Raw genomic sequence first — 14,978 nt, 5'->3', positions numbered from 1 at the left:
TAAGAAGAAAGCGAATCATGAGGAGAAAGTGTGCGGCAACCTTGGTTTATAGCGTTTTTTGTGTTGTAAGGTGTCTAAATCGAGTTTGCTAAACGCCCTCTTGCATCTGATTTAGCGTTACATGACCAAGTATTAGCAGCAGGGCTTTTAAGAATGGATGTGAAACGACTGAATCTAAAAAACTGTTCCTCAATCAACAGTTCCTCATTCAATAATTACAGATGGGAGTATCAAATGAACAAGGATGAACATGCTAAGCCCGACGGCAGAGAAACGTTGAACTTGACCCAATGGGAAATTGAAAATCTGCACCTGCCACCTGTGACTACCCTCACCTTGTTTGAAGGCGCTCCTCCGGTTGAGTTTCTACGGCGGCGTCTGGCGATGATGTTGGACAAAAATCCTTGGCTCACATCCCGAATTGTAAAGAAGTGCACCGAAAATGGCGTGGTTGCACTCGCTTATAACGAGAGCTTTGATCCTGAGGCCAGCATAGATCAACATCTGACTGTATATGCACCAGAAGATGCCAGCATTTCACTTTCCATGCCCTATGAAGAAATGGTAAAAGCATTGCTGCCTGTGCAGTGCGCGCGCTCAAAGCCTGCCACCGATAAAGATGAGGCCCTGTTTAAGGTGGCGGTGATTCCTGTCAAAGCGGAAGCTACAGATACCGACTCTCCCATGCCTCTGCAACAGGCTATGACTGAAGCTGGTTTCGCGCTGGTCGTCTCTATGAATCACACCTTAGGAGACGGTCACACCTATTATAAATTGTATGGCATGTTAAGCGCCGACACTGACATAGAGGCGCTCGACCCGGTGCGGGTGGACGGTTTTGAAGCAGCCAAAACGCAGGTCGTTGGTGAGCAAGAGAGTGCCCTGTTCAGGTCACCCGGTGTGGCTCTTGGGATCATGGGAGATTATCTGGGCGCAAAGATAACTCGCCGCCGACCACAAAATGTCGCTATTCACCAAATAGAGCCAGAATGGCTGTCACGGCAAAAAGCCAAAGCAAAGCAGGAACATGTAGCCCCCTTTATCTCGAGTAACGATATTATCAGCTCATGGTTCTTTCGCGAGATGCGAGCAGACTTGAACATCATGTTGGCCAATTTCCGCAGCCGACAGCCATCCATTCAGGGGCTGAACGAGCAACACGCAGGTAATTACGAAGCCAACGTCCCCTATTTCAGAGGCGATATAGAAAACCCGGCCCTCATCCGCCAATCCATCCGCAATGTTGACGGCACCTTCCGCGCCCATCGGGCGGGAACGCCTGCCACCGAGATCCCGGAGTTCTTGACCCTACTGCACAACAAGAGCGCGCTCATCACCAACTGGGCTACCTTTTACCGTGAGCTCGTCTTGCAAGGTAAAGCTGAAGATCGAGAAGACAGTGGAGAGAGTGAAGGGAAAGACAGAGAAGGTCGCCGGACACTCAATCCAAAACTGCACTTTCCCATAATGGAGTCCAACGGCATTATTACCTCGGTCTGGAATAACGGCATCATCTTCCGTCCCCGCGCCGGTGAACTGGGAATACTCATGATCACAAGCCACTTCGATAACGAAGGTGTAGACAGTGTAAACGGGGTATCAATTAAAAAGTCACAGGATGACCCAAATAGTCCTATCGGCGATCGTATTGTGTAGCTGATTTCCCGCTGACAGACTGTCTGACCTGGTGCCCGGCTTTGGAGGTACCGTGAAGTATTTTGCATATAGCTCAAATATGTCACTTTTGAGATTACGACAACGTGTGCCAAGTGTTGAAAAGGTTGGTGTTTTTGTTCTTAAAGCGCATGAGTTACGTTTTCATAAAATTGGTAAAGATGGCTCTGGAAAGTGCGACGCTTTTCGCACGAATAATATTGACGATGTGGTCATAGGAGCTATTTTTGAAATCAATGAAGATGAAAAAGAAGCGTTAGATAGAGCTGAAGGCTTAGGCTATGGCTACGGTGAAAAAACCGTCAACGTACAAAATGACGCTGGCGATATCTTTGAAGTATTTACATACTGTGCAACTAAAACAGACTCATCATTACAGCCTTTTTCCTGGTATCTGAATCATGTTGTTATTGGTGCGAAAGAGACAAACGTACCGACTCAATATCTTGCAGTGATTGAGTCTATAGAGTGCATAGAAGACCCGGATAAAAATCGAGATTCAGAGCAACGCGCAATCTACCATTTACAGAGTCTTCAACTGGGATCGTAACCTTTTTTAGCTTTGTTTCAGGAGTAAATTCATATAGCTAAACGCTAAAGCGTCAATAACATAGGCGGTAACTATCAAGTAATAGCATCAAGCAACAGTGACAAGCCATAGTACAAGAAACAGCCTGTTCATTTGTAAGAAGACGATGCTTCCCTCACCCGCAGGGAGCATCTAATAAGCCCCAAGGGCATGCCAATGATATGGCAAGTAAACTCGCTGTTCAAAGTAGCGATAACCTCCTCTCTCCGACATTAAAGAATTAAAAGTGAGAATAAGCAGTTTCACGAGACCTACGGCTCATGAACAATCATCGTTATAGCTCTAAGCGTTGATATGGCATTTATTACACTCGGCGTTCTCAGTTTGCCGAGTGTTTCTCGTTTTAAGGCGTCAAATTCAGGTATGGTCTACATAATAAACGTGTTGAACAGACGTTCTATCGACTTTTTACTGAGAGAAAATTATGTTTTTTGGACTTAGAATGATCATCATAGTGTTTTTGGCTTTTGCTTCCCCTATATTATCGGCATCGGATACTAGCATGCCTGAACTGGAAGCAAAAATTAAGGCCAAAGAAGTTGAGCTAAATGCGGAGCTACTTGATCTGCACGACAGTAAAGAGTCAATAGAAAAGGCTATCTTGAACTTTAGGCATCAAGAAAAAAATATAGGCTCTCTGAAGCAGGAGCTTGATACACTAAAACAACAACTCACAAAAACAAAGAATCCTGCTCAGCCACTATCAGCCAGAGTTAATGAAAGCAAGATAGGTGAAGATACGGATGATGAACCTTGTACGTGTGTTTTTAATAAAAACCGAAAGTGGAATCCTGAGAAAGTCATTTGGAATGACCATTTTTGGGAGTGTGCAAAATGGAAGGATGATGGAACTTGTGCAGAAGTACAAATAATTAAGGATCTTATCATAGAGTAGGTGTAAACCTACAACTTTTCCTTGTGCTTGCATGGATTGGAAATAGACAAAATAAAAGCATAACCAAGCCATGCCGCTAAATGCTACGGCCAAGTAGCACGCACATAACAAAGCAAAGTTAGCAGACGCATAACGGCTCGTCATTGTTTTTGCTAAAATCAAAAGCCAGCAAAAACATCGCCAAACCTAAGCGCTGTTGTTTGCGGCGTTAGGCGAATCATGAATCCGAGTAAAGTTGTCCGTGAAAATATTAGGAAGCTTACAGATCTTCCAAATATAGGTAGGGCCGGCGCCGCTGACCTTGAGTTACTTGGTATAGAGAAACCCAATGATCTCATGGGGCAGGACCCGTATGAAATGTACGAGAGGCTCTGCATTTTAACAGGTAGCAGACATGATCCGTGTGTCATTGATGTGTTTATTTCAGTTACATGCTTTATCAATGGTGATGAACCAAAGGTTTGGTGGGAGTACACGGCGGAGCGTAAGATAGTGCAAGCTTCGAAGCAGGATATCGCCTAATAAGTCACTAAAAAGGACAAATAACAGTTGGTTTTTTCAACTTCGTCACTTATTTTAGCCAACTATTACTCACCATTTGAGTAGGTGTTCATACTAATGAAGCATATCAGGTAGAACCCTGAATAGTGCTCAAAGCCGGGGCCGTTGAAAACCCTAAATTTGGGTTTTCAACTATGGGCTTTCAACTAAATGAATACCGGGATCATTTGAGAGTAAGATTCATCTCAGTACGCTCTATAGCAAAAATCCGCCTCCGGCTTGCACAGATTGCCCGGTGATCCACCCGGCACCGCTGCCGGACATTAATAGAACCGCGTTTGCAATGTCTTTGGGTTCGCCAAGGCGACCCATCGGAGTTTGAGCAATTATCATTCCCAGCATCTCTTCATTTGATTTAACATCGGCTGCTATATCTGTGTTTGTAAGACCCGGTGCGACTGCATTGACCCTTATCCCCATTGGGCCGAGTTCAGCAGCGAGTAGTCTGGTCGCATGCTCCACGGCCGCCTTGGATGACGCGTAGGCCGCGACGGCTGGCATCATGCCTTGTGCCGCAACGGATGAAATATTGACCACCACCCCCTTACTATTGGCAAGATGGACTGTTGCCTCGCGGACAAGGGCCAGAGGCGCAAACACGTTGGTTCGGTAAATGCTCTCAATATCTTCATCACTCGTTTCAGATAGCGGGCCCATCTTCCCGGTTCCGGCGTTATTCACCAGAACATCCAGTCGTCCGAATTTGCTGATGATTTGCTCAACAATTCGAGCGGGGTCCCCTTTCTTGCTGACATCTCCGACTATGGGGTAGGCCTGCGGCCCCAATTCCTGGCTTGTTTCCTCAAGAACGGACTGTCTTCGACCAGTGATAACCACCGTTGCCCCTTTGGCGATAAAGGCCGATGCCGTGGCTTTCCCAATTCCTGTTCCGCCACCTGTGATTAGTACCACTTTGTTGTCAAAATTTTCCATTTGGTTTTCCTGATAGTTATGTAACCGGGTGATTTAATTGCCAGGCAGGCGCTTGCTAGTGCCCTGACTAACACACATTTGTACTGTTGACGTCACCAACGCAAATCGAACTTGTGGACTTTCAGACGCCAACTTGCGGGGGTGAAACCCCCATAAGATCTTGAATTTCTATTTAACCTTCACTCGTAAGTGGAATGATTGGCTTCACTTGATTTCCTGTAGTGATTGTGACGTTTATCACTGCCGTGATTCAGAGTTTGGCTGTTTGGCGTTGTAGTTAAGTCATGGACTGGTCACATGGGAAATCAATGCGAGAACACTGGCATCGAGTCTGGTTTGGTCTCTGCTCATCGCGCTATGAAGTACAAATGGCGGCAGATAGCTCATACCGATCATCAATGCGGTCTGCTGAAAGGGCGTCAGAAGTTCAGGCATGGTAAAGCTGTTAAATGCGCCAGGCTGAAAGCTTTCGGCCGGACCTCCGGTAGAGATTGCAAGCACCAACTCCTTTCCCCGCAGATTGTTGCCATCGGGGCCATAGGCAAAACCAAAGAGTAGCACCTGGTCGATCCAAGCCTTGAGGACCGGCGGTGAAGAGTACCAGTAGAACGGGAACTGCAACACCACGCGATCTGCCTGCTCAAGAAGCGCCTGCTCAACAGATGGATTAAAGCTCATTTCCGGCCCCCCTACGGCCGTCAGGTCGCGGGTGATGATCCCATCAAAATCTGACAGGGCTTCAAACCACTTTCGATTGGCGGTGGAGGTAGAAAGATCTGGATGAGCGGTTAGCACAAGGATATCCATAAAGCAGGCCTCACTGTTGTGTTTCCTCGTGGCGGTGATGTTGTTCGCCACGATGATTAAAATATGTCGTTTACTTGTTGCTTACTTTAATTAGGTTCACTAAAGTAAACAATATACCGATTATCAACCTCTCTAGTGAATGAAATCTACCAATGCGACTACCCCTTTCCACCCTTGAAGTATTCAACGCCATTGCGTGCCAAAAGAGCCTGCGCGGTGCGGCCCGAGAGCTCGGGGTTAAACCTTCAACCGTAAGCCATCAATTAAAAAAACTGGAAGAGCAGCTCGGCACCGCGCTGTTTATCCGAACAACCCGTTCGATCAGCCTAACCGAAGCTGGACGGGCACTGGCCCGCAGTACCGGACCGGCCTTCGAGCAGCTAGGCGAAGGTTTGTACAGTGCGCAAACCGCAGGGCACGATGAGCGTGGTTCCCTGAAGCTCGCAATACCCGAGTTTGCTTACTTTCTGTTGGTTCGAAACAAACTTGCTACGTTTCAGAAAAATTACCCAGAGATCGAGGTTGAATTGTCTATGACCGATGCTATGTCGGATATTCTGGATGAGGGATTACACGCTGGGTTCCGCCTTGGTGGCTTGATTGCACAGGACATGGTTGCGATCAACCTGAGCGGTCCACTGAAAACAGCTGTAGTGGCAAGCCCTGAATACCTTGAGACACATGGTGTTCCATGCGACCCAAAGGATCTGTTGAAGCACAACTGCCTTCGCTATCGGTTTCCAAGTTCAGGACAATTAGCGCCTTGGATCTTCACCGGACCAGATAGCGTCTATCCGGTCGAAGTTCGCGGCAACCTGATTGCCAATTCATCACCTGCCACGATCGATCTGGCACTTCAGGGGCTTGGGCTGACCTTTACCTTTCGTGATTACTGTACCGATGCCTTGGCAGATGGAAGGTTAGTAGAGGTCCTGACAGAGCATCAGGCCCCTTTGCCAAGCATGAATATCTATTTCCCAAGGGAATATCGAGCCATGATGCCACTTCGATTGTTCATCGAACATTTGAAAAATGAGCGGTGATGATACTAAAGCCGGTAAGAATCAATATGTGAGTGAAAACGGCACTCATATCAAGGCTGGGCAATGGACAGGCAAAGCGGTGTTTGTTGCCAAAGGAGATTAACTTGAGCAATAGAGTTCTTGAAGTTGTTGACTATGATCCAAACTGGAAGAAAACGTTTGAAACTGAAAGAGCCTTGCTCACCAAGGCGATTGGTATCAATGCTGTTAAGATCGAGCATATTGGCAGTACATCTGTCATTGGATTAGCAGCTAAGCCTGTTATTGATATTTTAATTGAGGTTACCAAGCTTAAGGAATTAGATACTGCAAATGAAAACTTAAAAGCACTTGGTTATAACATTAAAGGTGAAAATGGTATTTCTGGCAGACGGTACTTTCACAAAGGTGGCAACCAACGTACTCATCATGTTCATACATTTCAAACGAATGACCTGCACCTACATCGACATAGAGCATTTAAAGAGTACCTAATTGCACACCCTACAATTGCTACAGAATATGCTGCTATTAAAAAACAGGCTGTTTCCAAAAGCGGTAATAATATTAATGTTTATATGGTGCTGAAAAATGATTTTATTCAAAAGCATGAAATACTAGCTCTCCAGTGGTTTGGCAACTAGCAAGATTTTATATCAGAGCAGCCCACTCTGATGTGTCCACTTTGCAGGGGTCATATCAACCTTACTACTTACCACTTATAACTCTCTTGTCTCGCCCCCTTCCTCATTTCCTGCACATTGTGTCGTTATGGTGTTCCTAATCCAGGGTTATCACTGCAAAGCAGCCATTGACCTTTACACTTAAAAACCAAAGAGCGATAGCAAATAGCTCGAGACTCGTTGGTGAAGTAGATAAGGAGCACCAAATGATATTCACCAGACAACACTCAACTGCAGCTGAGAGTATGACTTCTGTTTGCATTGCGTCGCTGTTAGCTGTCGCTTTGAGCGGCTGTGGTGGCGACTCCAGCGAGGCTAATGGGGCTGATGCCCCCATAGTTCCCCCCACAAGTAATAACGCGCCTGTGGCCAATGCGGGGGTCGACCAAACAGTTATGTCGGCTGCAGTTATCAGCCTGGATGCCAGTGGCAGCTCGGATGCCGATGGTGATGCCTTAAGCTACCAGTGGCAATTTACCTCTCTGCCCGATAGCAGCGCTGCCTCGCTCTCGGGTGCCAGCAGCGCAACTCCAAGCTTTAGCGCCGACACCGATGGCAGCTATGTGGTTGCTTTAACCGTATCTGATGGTACAGACAGTAGTGTCGATACCATCACCATTACCGCCGAAGCGACAGACACTAACCATACGCCCGTTGCCAATGCCGGAATCGATAGAGGTGTCACAACAGGAGATAGTGTTACGCTCGATGGCAGCGCCAGCTCAGATGCCGATGGTGATCCCCTAACCTACCGTTGGACATTAGATAGTGCGCCATCCGGCAGCAGTGCCAGCCTGAACAATGCTGGCACGATGAGCCCTGAGTTTACAGCCGATATGGACGGCGATTACCTCATATCTCTGATTGTCAGTGACGGCAATCTGGACAGTACAGTCGATTCGGTGACAATAAACAGCACCAGCAGCGGCACGACACCTTTCAGCCGAAGCTATGCCATCGTCGATACCAATCAAAACCAGTGCTACGAGTCAACATCCGGTGACGCCACCAGCTGTATAGGCAACGGCTATGACGCCGACTATAGCGGTAACCAGCCCGATTATACCCTCAGCGATGACGGGCTAATCGTTACCGATAATATTACCGGCCTTATCTGGCAACAGAGCAGCGATATCAATGGTGACGGCTCGCTGACCAGTGATGACAAGCTTTATCAGAGCGACACCGTTAGCTACTGCGAAAATTTAACCTATGGTGGACGCGATGACTGGCGTCTGCCCAGCATCAAAGAGTCATACTCCTTGATCCAATTCAGCGGCAAAGACCCAAGCGGATACCAGGGCACGGATACCTCAGCGTTAACCGCTTTCCTCGATGAAGTTTTCGATTGGGCTTTCGGTGATGTAGACAGCGGCGAGCGGATCATCGACGGCCAGTTTGCCTCCAGCACTCAATATGTCAGCACCACCATGAACGCCGATGCCACCACCTTTGGGGTTAACTTCGTCGATGGTCGCATCAAGGGATATCCCAGCGAAAGACTGCCCTTCTATGTGCGCTGTGTCAGCGGCAACACAGATTATGGCATCAATGATTTCAGTGATAATGGCGATCAGACAGTTAGTGACGATGCCACCGGTTTGATGTGGCAACAAGATGATAGCGACTCAGTGAATTGGGATGATGCGATAGCGCAATGTGAAGCCGCGACCACCGCCTCGCACAGCGACTGGAGACTGCCCAACGCCAAGGAGCTACAGAGCATCGTAGATTACAGCCGCTCACCGGATACTCATAACCAGGCGGCCATCGATCCGATGTTTAACGCCAGCTCATTTAACAATGAAGCCGGTGAAGATGACTGGGGCTATTATTGGGCATCGAGTACCCATACCACCTATAACGATAATGGCAGCAGTGCCACCTATGTATCATTTGGCCGCGCCTTGGGCTATATGAATGGCACAATAATGGATGTACACGGCGCTGGGGCACAGCGCAGTAACAATAAGACTGCGGTCTCCTCCACCCCGGGCGCGGGATCGAGCACCGGCGTCAACGGCACCTTCTATTACCACGGGCCTCAGGGCGATATCTTGCGCGATAACAACAAGGTCAGATGTGTACGCGATAGTGAGCCGAGCGATACGGCGGTCGACAGTGAGAGCTACACCCTGTTTTCACCGATGCAATCGACCGAGACCTACCTGATAGACCAGCAAAAGAATACCTTGCATAGCTGGCAGAGCAACTACCGCCCTGGCCTGTCGGTCTATTTGATGGACGGTGGCGAGCTGTTACGACCGGGCGCGATAACCAATAAACCCACCACGTTCTCGGGGCAAACTGGTGGCAGCGCCGGGGTCATAGAGATCCTGAACTGGAACAGCGATGTTGTCTGGAGCACCAGTCTGGCCACCGACAGCTATCTAAGCCATCACGATGTTGAGGTTCTGCCCAATGGCAATATTCTGGCCATTGTCTGGGAGGCTAAAACCGCGGAAGAGGCGCTGGCATTGGGCAGAACCAGTGTATCGGGCGATACCCTGTGGGCCGACGCCGTCTATGAAGTATGTCGGGCCGGTGAACAGAGCAGCTGCACCGACGGTGAAATTGTCTGGCGCTGGAGTTCCTGGGACCATGTCGTACAAGATGTAGATAGCAGTATTACCCAAACTTATGTTTCAGATATCGGCGAGCATACCGATAAAGTTGATCTGAACTTCTTTAACGGCTCAGGCTCCGCCGACTGGACCCATGTGAACTCGGTCGACTACAACAGCGCTGCAGACCAAATATTGATAAGCGTGCGCAACTTCAGCGAATACTGGGTCATCGACCATAGCGATGCCAGCCAAGGCATAGTGAGCCGGGTCGGCAATCCCCCGGCCCATGGCGGTGACGGCGAACAAACCCTATTTGTGCAGCATGACGCCCAATTCATTGACTCTGGTACGCCGGGAGAAGGCAATATTTTGGTCTTTAACAATGGTGCCAACAGGCCCGAGGGCAATTACTCCTCTGTAGACGAGTTTTGTTTTAATGGCGAGGACTGCACGCCCGGAGAGCTGGTCAATAGCTACAGCGAAGGCGTTTCAGGAGAATTTTATGCCGACCATATCTCGGGCGCCCAACGACTTGAGAACGGCAATACTTTGGTTTGTGAAGGCACCGAGGGACGCCTGTTTGAATATAACGCCAGTCATGAAGTCGTGTGGGAATACCACTATGGATCAGAGATATTTAAGGCGACGCGCTATATGAGTGACTATCCCGGATTGGCAGTGCTGAATTAGCCTTGCTCATGAATCGAAGTAGATGGCTTATGCCGATTGGTTTAATACCAATCGGTATAAAGATGTGATCGCTCAGCGAAAATTTAGCGCTTCTGAGGCAAGGCAACGAGTGAAGAACATAGTTATTCTACGTTTAAGCTCGTTAACACAGCATCAGATGCGCTAAACCTCGCCTTTCAGGAGTGTTTTTGGCTGCCTACTTCTACGTTGAATGACTTCAGAAGGGAGCACCATTCCCTCATCCATTCGCCTTGAATTAGTTTGCCAAAAATACTCTGAGTAGATCACTTTCTTATACTGATTGGTATAAGCCCTTAAAACAAGGTACTTTTGTTGAAAGCGACTTTGATTGCAAGAAACAGGTTTATTACAAACAAGTCATTCAGGACAAACCCGGCATAAGCATGGTCATATGATGAAATTTAAGATTAAGCACAAGTTATTTTTAGCCATCATCACGGCTAATATCTTTATTGTGCTTGGTATTTATATCCTCAGCAGCCTCTCTTTTGGCAGCAGTTTTCGTGAATATCTGGATGCAAACCGGGAGAAAGAGTTAGCTCCCATGGTCGACGCCGTGGCCAGAGAGTACCAGAAGCAACAGGATTGGCATTGGCTACGGGAACGAGGCCGCTCTAGCTGGCGAACGCTTATCGAAACCTATTATGTGCCGAGAAACAGCAACCCTGACCGGGCACCATTTCGGCCGCAACTCTCAAATGGTGAGCGGCCGCCCCGGCCCAGACCACCAATAGTTTTTATCGCCGACAGGGATCAGCAACTGCTGCTGGGCCGCAAAGATAAGCTTGATACCATCAACTGGATAGCCATTACTCTGGATGATCATACCGTAGGATACCTGGGCTACCATAGAACGACCCATATCACCTCGCAGCTCGACCAATTGTTTGTCGATAAGTTAACGACCAATTTAATCTGGATTGTTATCTTCGTCATAATAATTTCGGCGCTTATCGCCCTGATCCAGAGCCGATTTTTCGTCAAACCTATTATTAAACTCAGCAATGCCACCCATAAGATCAGTAAGGGCGAGTTTACCACCCGCATAGCCGTGTCGAGCGATGATGAGATTGGCGAGCTGGGCCGGGACTTTAATCATCTGGCAACATCGTTGGATCGTAACTTGAAAGCCCGTCAGCAGTGGATAGCCGATATCTCCCACGAGCTCAGAACCCCCGTCGCCATCTTGCAGGGGGAGTTAGAAGCGCTTCAGGATGGGATCCGCGACTACTCGGCCGAGTCGGTCAACTCCCTCTACCAAGAGGTTAAGCGGTTAGCATTTCTGATCAATGACCTGCATGAATTGTCTATGTCAGACATTGGCGCGCTGAGTTATCGCTTCGAAAATGTCGATCTCATTGAAATTTTAGACCAGGTTATCGAGAGTAAAAAAGAGAGCATAGAGGGCGCCGGGTTTAACATTGAACAGAGCTATGAACAAGATGAAGTATTGCTTAAGGGCGATGAGCACCGCCTGAATCAATTGTTCCTCAATCTGCTAAATAATAGCCTGGCCTATAGCGATCCCAATGGCATGGTCAAGGTAGCAGTAAAAATCCAGGGGCCGAACGTTATCATCAGCTGGAGCGATACGCCACCGGGAGTGACACAGGAGCAGCTGACTAAACTGTTTGATCGCCTCTATCGCACCGAATCATCACGAAATCGAAATTCGGGCGGTTCGGGGATAGGCTTATCCATAGCTAAGAACATCGTCGAGGCGCACAACGGTACCATTACCGCCAGGCCTTCAAGCTTAGGTGGCGTGAGGTTCGATATCACGCTTCCGCTCAAATAACTGAGTATAAGTACTCACTCTAATAACTGACTCTAATAACTAATTCTAGTAACTAATCGCAATAACTGACAACAGGCACCAGGATGAACAGAGAAGCAGCGAAACAAATTTTGATTGTTGAGGATGAGCTGAAAATAGCTCAGCTGTTGGCCGACTACCTTTGTGACTCATCCTTCGAGCCCCATCAACTCCATCGCGGCGATGAGGTACAGGGGTGGCTGGCCAGTCACCCCTGCGATCTGATCTTATTGGATCTTATGCTTCCCGGGCTCGATGGTTTGGAGGTGTGTAAACAGATCCGCCGACATTCAAACATCCCCATCATAATGATCACGGCCCGCGTAGAGGAGATTGACCGCTTGCTCGGCCTGGAGCTTGGGGCAGATGACTACATCTGTAAGCCCTTTAGCCCACGGGAAGTGGTCGCCCGGGTCAAAGCCGTGATACGCAGAGTGGTCAATCAGGCATCTGCTAACACTAACGATATTCAAATTGATGGTATTCGACTCGATGAACAGGGCTTTAAAGTGTTTAAATCCGGTATGCAGTGTGAACTGACCAAGGTCGAGTTTAACCTGTTCAGCGCCATGTTTAAGCAGCCCGGTCGAATATTTTCAAGGGATCAGTTGATGGATATCATCTACGATGACCGCCACTTCGTCAGTGACAGAACCATAGACAGCCATATTAAGAAGGTACGTAAGAAACTTGCCTCAATAGGTATAGAGGAGAGCGCCATTCACTCTGTATATGGCGCAGGCTATAAATATGAGTAAGCGCTTCTCTAATTAAGTGCCTAACTAAGAGGCTGATTCGATTAGCTTTCACCTTGCAGCCTTATTCCCTAAGCTTTTTACTCTCCATCAATAACCGATAAAGAGATGTTGCGGCGGGGCCGGTTTTGGCGCCTTTCGGTAGGGTTAAGTGCATAGGCACCTGATAGCGTTCGGCGTTCTCTACTTTTAGAATAACGATATTGTCCATACCTTTACTGTGGCTACGGCTGTTTAAGAGGTGCTCAGGCAGGCGACAGAAACCGGCGCCCTGCTCTACAGCTTGCCAGGCGTGGTCAAAATTATCCACCGTGATACGCTGACGGGACTTAAGCCAACCCACATCTTGTTTTGCCTCTTGTTGTACACCCTGTTTTTCCGCTTGCTTTACAACTTGCTTAAGAGTGCCGCCTAAGTCTCTTACAACGATTTGACTTGTGGTAGTGAAGTCCGCCGAACAGAGTGGCTGCTTTGCTGCCAGAGGATGGCTTTTGGCCACCACGGGGAGCATGGTCACGATACCGAAGGCCTCACAAGGGTAGTTAGTAACAGGCAGAGTGACGATAGAGATATCGGCCAGCTCATCGGTCACCATCTGCGTTGTTTTAGACAGTGAGGTCTCGACCACTTGAATGGAGGTACTGCTGTTTTGTGCCAGGAAATCCGCCATAGGTTGATATAACCAGCTGCGATCGCAGAGGTGATCGATGGCGATGGTTATCTCCGACTCGATCCCTCTGGCGAGTTGAGTGCTTATCTCTTCGAGCTCCCTCGCCTGCTCTAACATGGAGTCTGCCCGGCGAAGCAGCGCTTTGCCATCATCGGTTAGCACAGCCCTTCGGCCCTTAACCTGCACCAACGAGACGCCTAACTGCCCTTCGAGCTTTTTAACCGCATAGATGAGCGTGGTGTGGCTCTTGCTCAGTGCTGTCGCAGCCGCCTGAATACTGCCAGCTCGGTCAATTTCATACAGGGTTAGCCACTGATCCAGTGTAGTTTTCAATCTCATCGGTCGAATTTCTCCACATATAACCGCAGTTTTATGAACTTTTATGTTCAATTTCTGTAGGTATTATTACACCTATGCCAGAGAGATGCAGAACAATATTTCTGAATACCCGCTCTCACGTTAAGCAATCTTGCTGAATTTATATTGGAGAAGAGAGATGCAAAAGTTACTACAGGTCGATTTTGGTTTTAATGGCCCTTTTGGAGAGGAGATGGCGACTATGCTTAAGGGCTTAGCCGAGTCAATTAACCATGAGCCGGGAATGATTTGGAAGATATGGACCGAAAATGAAGCTAAGCAGCTCGGCGGTGGGGTGTATCTGTTTGAAGATGAAGCGAGTGCACAGGCCTATCTGGAGATGCATACGGCTCGTTTAAATAAGATGGGGATATCAGGTGTCAGAGGGCTGATTTTCGATGTGAACCAGACGCTATCTAAGGTTAACCACGCGCCACTAGCGCAGAAGAAGGCGCAGAAGTAAGGAGAGCACGATGAACAACAAGACATTTCTAACTGCCCACGGCAGTGTGTATACGGTGTTCGCCTTGGCACTATTTTTTATGCCGACGTTGATGTGGCCCATGTATGGGGTGGAGATTAACGATCAATATGCCTATTTCCTCTCTCAGCACACGTCAATATTTCTAGGAGGCATTGCCGCGATAAGCCTGTTATTGCGTGAGATTGAGGCCGGTAAGCTGGCTAAAAATCTGTTTCTGGCCCTGACTATCTCGAATGGCTTAGGGGTGATTATTACTCTGTATGCAGGAGTGACTGGCATCTTCGTTGGTTTTGGCTGGAGCGACCCGGCATTCTTTACCCTATTATCGGTACTGAGCTTTATGCAGATGAAAAAACAATAATACCGGTTGGTATAACAGGCTGAATGACTACCGTGAAAGACCAACAAAAAAGGTGAGTTTAAGCCATGGCTTAAATCTCACCTTTTCGCTTTC

14 protein-coding genes are annotated in these 14,978 nt (G+C 48.1%); 11 read left to right on the top strand and 3 right to left on the bottom strand.

The window, feature by feature from the left end:
• Positions 1-234: 234 nt before the first annotated feature.
• The 4 genes from EKG38_RS07755 (at position 235) to EKG38_RS07740 (ending at position 3,680) form a co-directional block, all read left to right on the top strand.
• Positions 235-1,656: a hypothetical protein gene (locus EKG38_RS07755; protein ID WP_126519700.1), complete on the top strand. Its 1,422-nt coding sequence runs from the start codon at positions 235-237 to the stop codon at positions 1,654-1,656.
• Between the two features lie 52 nt (positions 1,657-1,708).
• Positions 1,709-2,224, top strand: a complete 516-nt coding sequence (locus EKG38_RS07750; RefSeq protein WP_126519699.1) for a gamma-glutamylcyclotransferase family protein — start codon at positions 1,709-1,711, stop codon at positions 2,222-2,224.
• A 463-nt stretch (positions 2,225-2,687) separates the two neighbouring features.
• A complete protein-coding gene (locus EKG38_RS07745) occupies positions 2,688-3,158 on the top strand; it encodes a hypothetical protein (protein ID WP_185826810.1) in 471 nt (156 codons plus the stop codon).
• Positions 3,159-3,377: 219 nt separating this feature from the next.
• Entirely contained in the window at positions 3,378-3,680 is a 303-nt protein-coding gene (locus EKG38_RS07740; protein ID WP_126519697.1) for a helix-hairpin-helix domain-containing protein, read from the top strand.
• 234 nt (positions 3,681-3,914) lie between these two features.
• On the opposite strand, the gene EKG38_RS07735 is transcribed toward EKG38_RS07740, so the two are convergent.
• Positions 3,915-4,652, bottom strand: coding sequence for an SDR family NAD(P)-dependent oxidoreductase (locus tag EKG38_RS07735; RefSeq protein WP_126519696.1), 738 nt, complete (start codon positions 4,650-4,652; stop codon positions 3,915-3,917).
• Positions 4,653-4,934: 282 nt separating this feature from the next.
• Entirely contained in the window at positions 4,935-5,459 is a 525-nt protein-coding gene (locus tag EKG38_RS07730; protein WP_126519695.1) for an NAD(P)H-dependent oxidoreductase, read from the bottom strand.
• 152 nt (positions 5,460-5,611) lie between these two features.
• Here EKG38_RS07730 and EKG38_RS07725 point away from each other — a divergent pair, with 152 nt between their 5' ends.
• The 5 genes from EKG38_RS07725 to EKG38_RS07700 all read left to right on the top strand — a co-directional run bounded on the left by EKG38_RS07725 (position 5,612) and on the right by EKG38_RS07700 (position 13,016).
• Positions 5,612-6,502, top strand: coding sequence for a LysR family transcriptional regulator (locus EKG38_RS07725; protein WP_126519694.1), 891 nt, complete (start codon positions 5,612-5,614; stop codon positions 6,500-6,502).
• A 104-nt stretch (positions 6,503-6,606) separates the two neighbouring features.
• Positions 6,607-7,125 carry a GrpB family protein gene (locus EKG38_RS07720; protein ID WP_126519693.1) on the top strand — a complete coding sequence of 173 codons (519 nt, stop codon included), beginning with the start codon at positions 6,607-6,609 and terminating at the stop codon, positions 7,123-7,125.
• 245 nt (positions 7,126-7,370) lie between these two features.
• Entirely contained in the window at positions 7,371-10,421 is a 3,051-nt protein-coding gene (locus EKG38_RS07715; protein WP_126519692.1) for an Lcl domain-containing protein, read from the top strand.
• A gap of 412 nt (positions 10,422-10,833) precedes the next feature.
• A complete protein-coding gene (locus EKG38_RS07705) occupies positions 10,834-12,240 on the top strand; it encodes an ATP-binding protein (RefSeq protein ID WP_126519691.1) in 1,407 nt (468 codons plus the stop codon).
• Between the two features lie 83 nt (positions 12,241-12,323).
• The gene (locus EKG38_RS07700) at positions 12,324-13,016 is read left to right on the top strand and encodes a response regulator (protein ID WP_126519690.1); all 693 of its coding nucleotides are present in this window, start codon (positions 12,324-12,326) and stop codon (positions 13,014-13,016) included.
• 61 nt (positions 13,017-13,077) lie between these two features.
• Here the strand turns inward: EKG38_RS07700 and EKG38_RS07695 are convergent, their stop codons facing one another.
• Positions 13,078-14,022 carry a LysR family transcriptional regulator gene (locus tag EKG38_RS07695; RefSeq protein ID WP_126519689.1) on the bottom strand — a complete coding sequence of 315 codons (945 nt, stop codon included), beginning with the start codon at positions 14,020-14,022 and terminating at the stop codon, positions 13,078-13,080.
• A gap of 157 nt (positions 14,023-14,179) precedes the next feature.
• Here EKG38_RS07695 and EKG38_RS07690 point away from each other — a divergent pair, with 157 nt between their 5' ends.
• Complete coding sequence (locus tag EKG38_RS07690) at positions 14,180-14,503, top strand: monooxygenase (protein WP_126519688.1); 324 nt, start codon at positions 14,180-14,182, stop codon at positions 14,501-14,503.
• Positions 14,504-14,513: 10 nt separating this feature from the next.
• Positions 14,514-14,885: a hypothetical protein gene (locus EKG38_RS07685; RefSeq protein ID WP_126519687.1), complete on the top strand. Its 372-nt coding sequence runs from the start codon at positions 14,514-14,516 to the stop codon at positions 14,883-14,885.
• The last annotated feature ends 93 nt before the right edge of the window (positions 14,886-14,978 follow it).

This window comes from Shewanella canadensis, assembly GCF_003966225.1.
Lineage (GTDB): Bacteria > Pseudomonadota > Gammaproteobacteria > Enterobacterales > Shewanellaceae > Shewanella > Shewanella canadensis.
Note: the sequence above shows the minus strand (reverse complement) of the source record. Positions and strands in the feature narration are given on the sequence as shown.

Excerpts from the sequence above, each read along its gene's own strand:
- EKG38_RS07690 (WP_126519688.1), top strand. The coding sequence starts at position 14,180 with ATGCAAAAGTTACTACAGGTCGATTTTGGTTTTAATGGCCCTTTTGGA.
- EKG38_RS07695 (WP_126519689.1), bottom strand. The coding sequence starts at position 14,022 with ATGAGATTGAAAACTACACTGGATCAGTGGCTAACCCTGTATGAAATT.
- EKG38_RS07725 (WP_126519694.1), top strand. The coding sequence starts at position 5,612 with ATGCGACTACCCCTTTCCACCCTTGAAGTATTCAACGCCATTGCGTGC.
- EKG38_RS07715 (WP_126519692.1), top strand. The coding sequence starts at position 7,371 with ATGATATTCACCAGACAACACTCAACTGCAGCTGAGAGTATGACTTCT.
- EKG38_RS07705 (WP_126519691.1), top strand. The coding sequence starts at position 10,834 with ATGATGAAATTTAAGATTAAGCACAAGTTATTTTTAGCCATCATCACG.
- EKG38_RS07745 (WP_185826810.1), top strand. The coding sequence starts at position 2,688 with ATGTTTTTTGGACTTAGAATGATCATCATAGTGTTTTTGGCTTTTGCT.
- EKG38_RS07740 (WP_126519697.1), top strand. The coding sequence starts at position 3,378 with ATGAATCCGAGTAAAGTTGTCCGTGAAAATATTAGGAAGCTTACAGAT.
- EKG38_RS07755 (WP_126519700.1), top strand. The coding sequence starts at position 235 with ATGAACAAGGATGAACATGCTAAGCCCGACGGCAGAGAAACGTTGAAC.
- EKG38_RS07685 (WP_126519687.1), top strand. The coding sequence starts at position 14,514 with ATGAACAACAAGACATTTCTAACTGCCCACGGCAGTGTGTATACGGTG.
- EKG38_RS07730 (WP_126519695.1), bottom strand. The coding sequence starts at position 5,459 with ATGGATATCCTTGTGCTAACCGCTCATCCAGATCTTTCTACCTCCACC.
- EKG38_RS07735 (WP_126519696.1), bottom strand. The coding sequence starts at position 4,652 with ATGGAAAATTTTGACAACAAAGTGGTACTAATCACAGGTGGCGGAACA.
- EKG38_RS07700 (WP_126519690.1), top strand. The coding sequence starts at position 12,324 with ATGAACAGAGAAGCAGCGAAACAAATTTTGATTGTTGAGGATGAGCTG.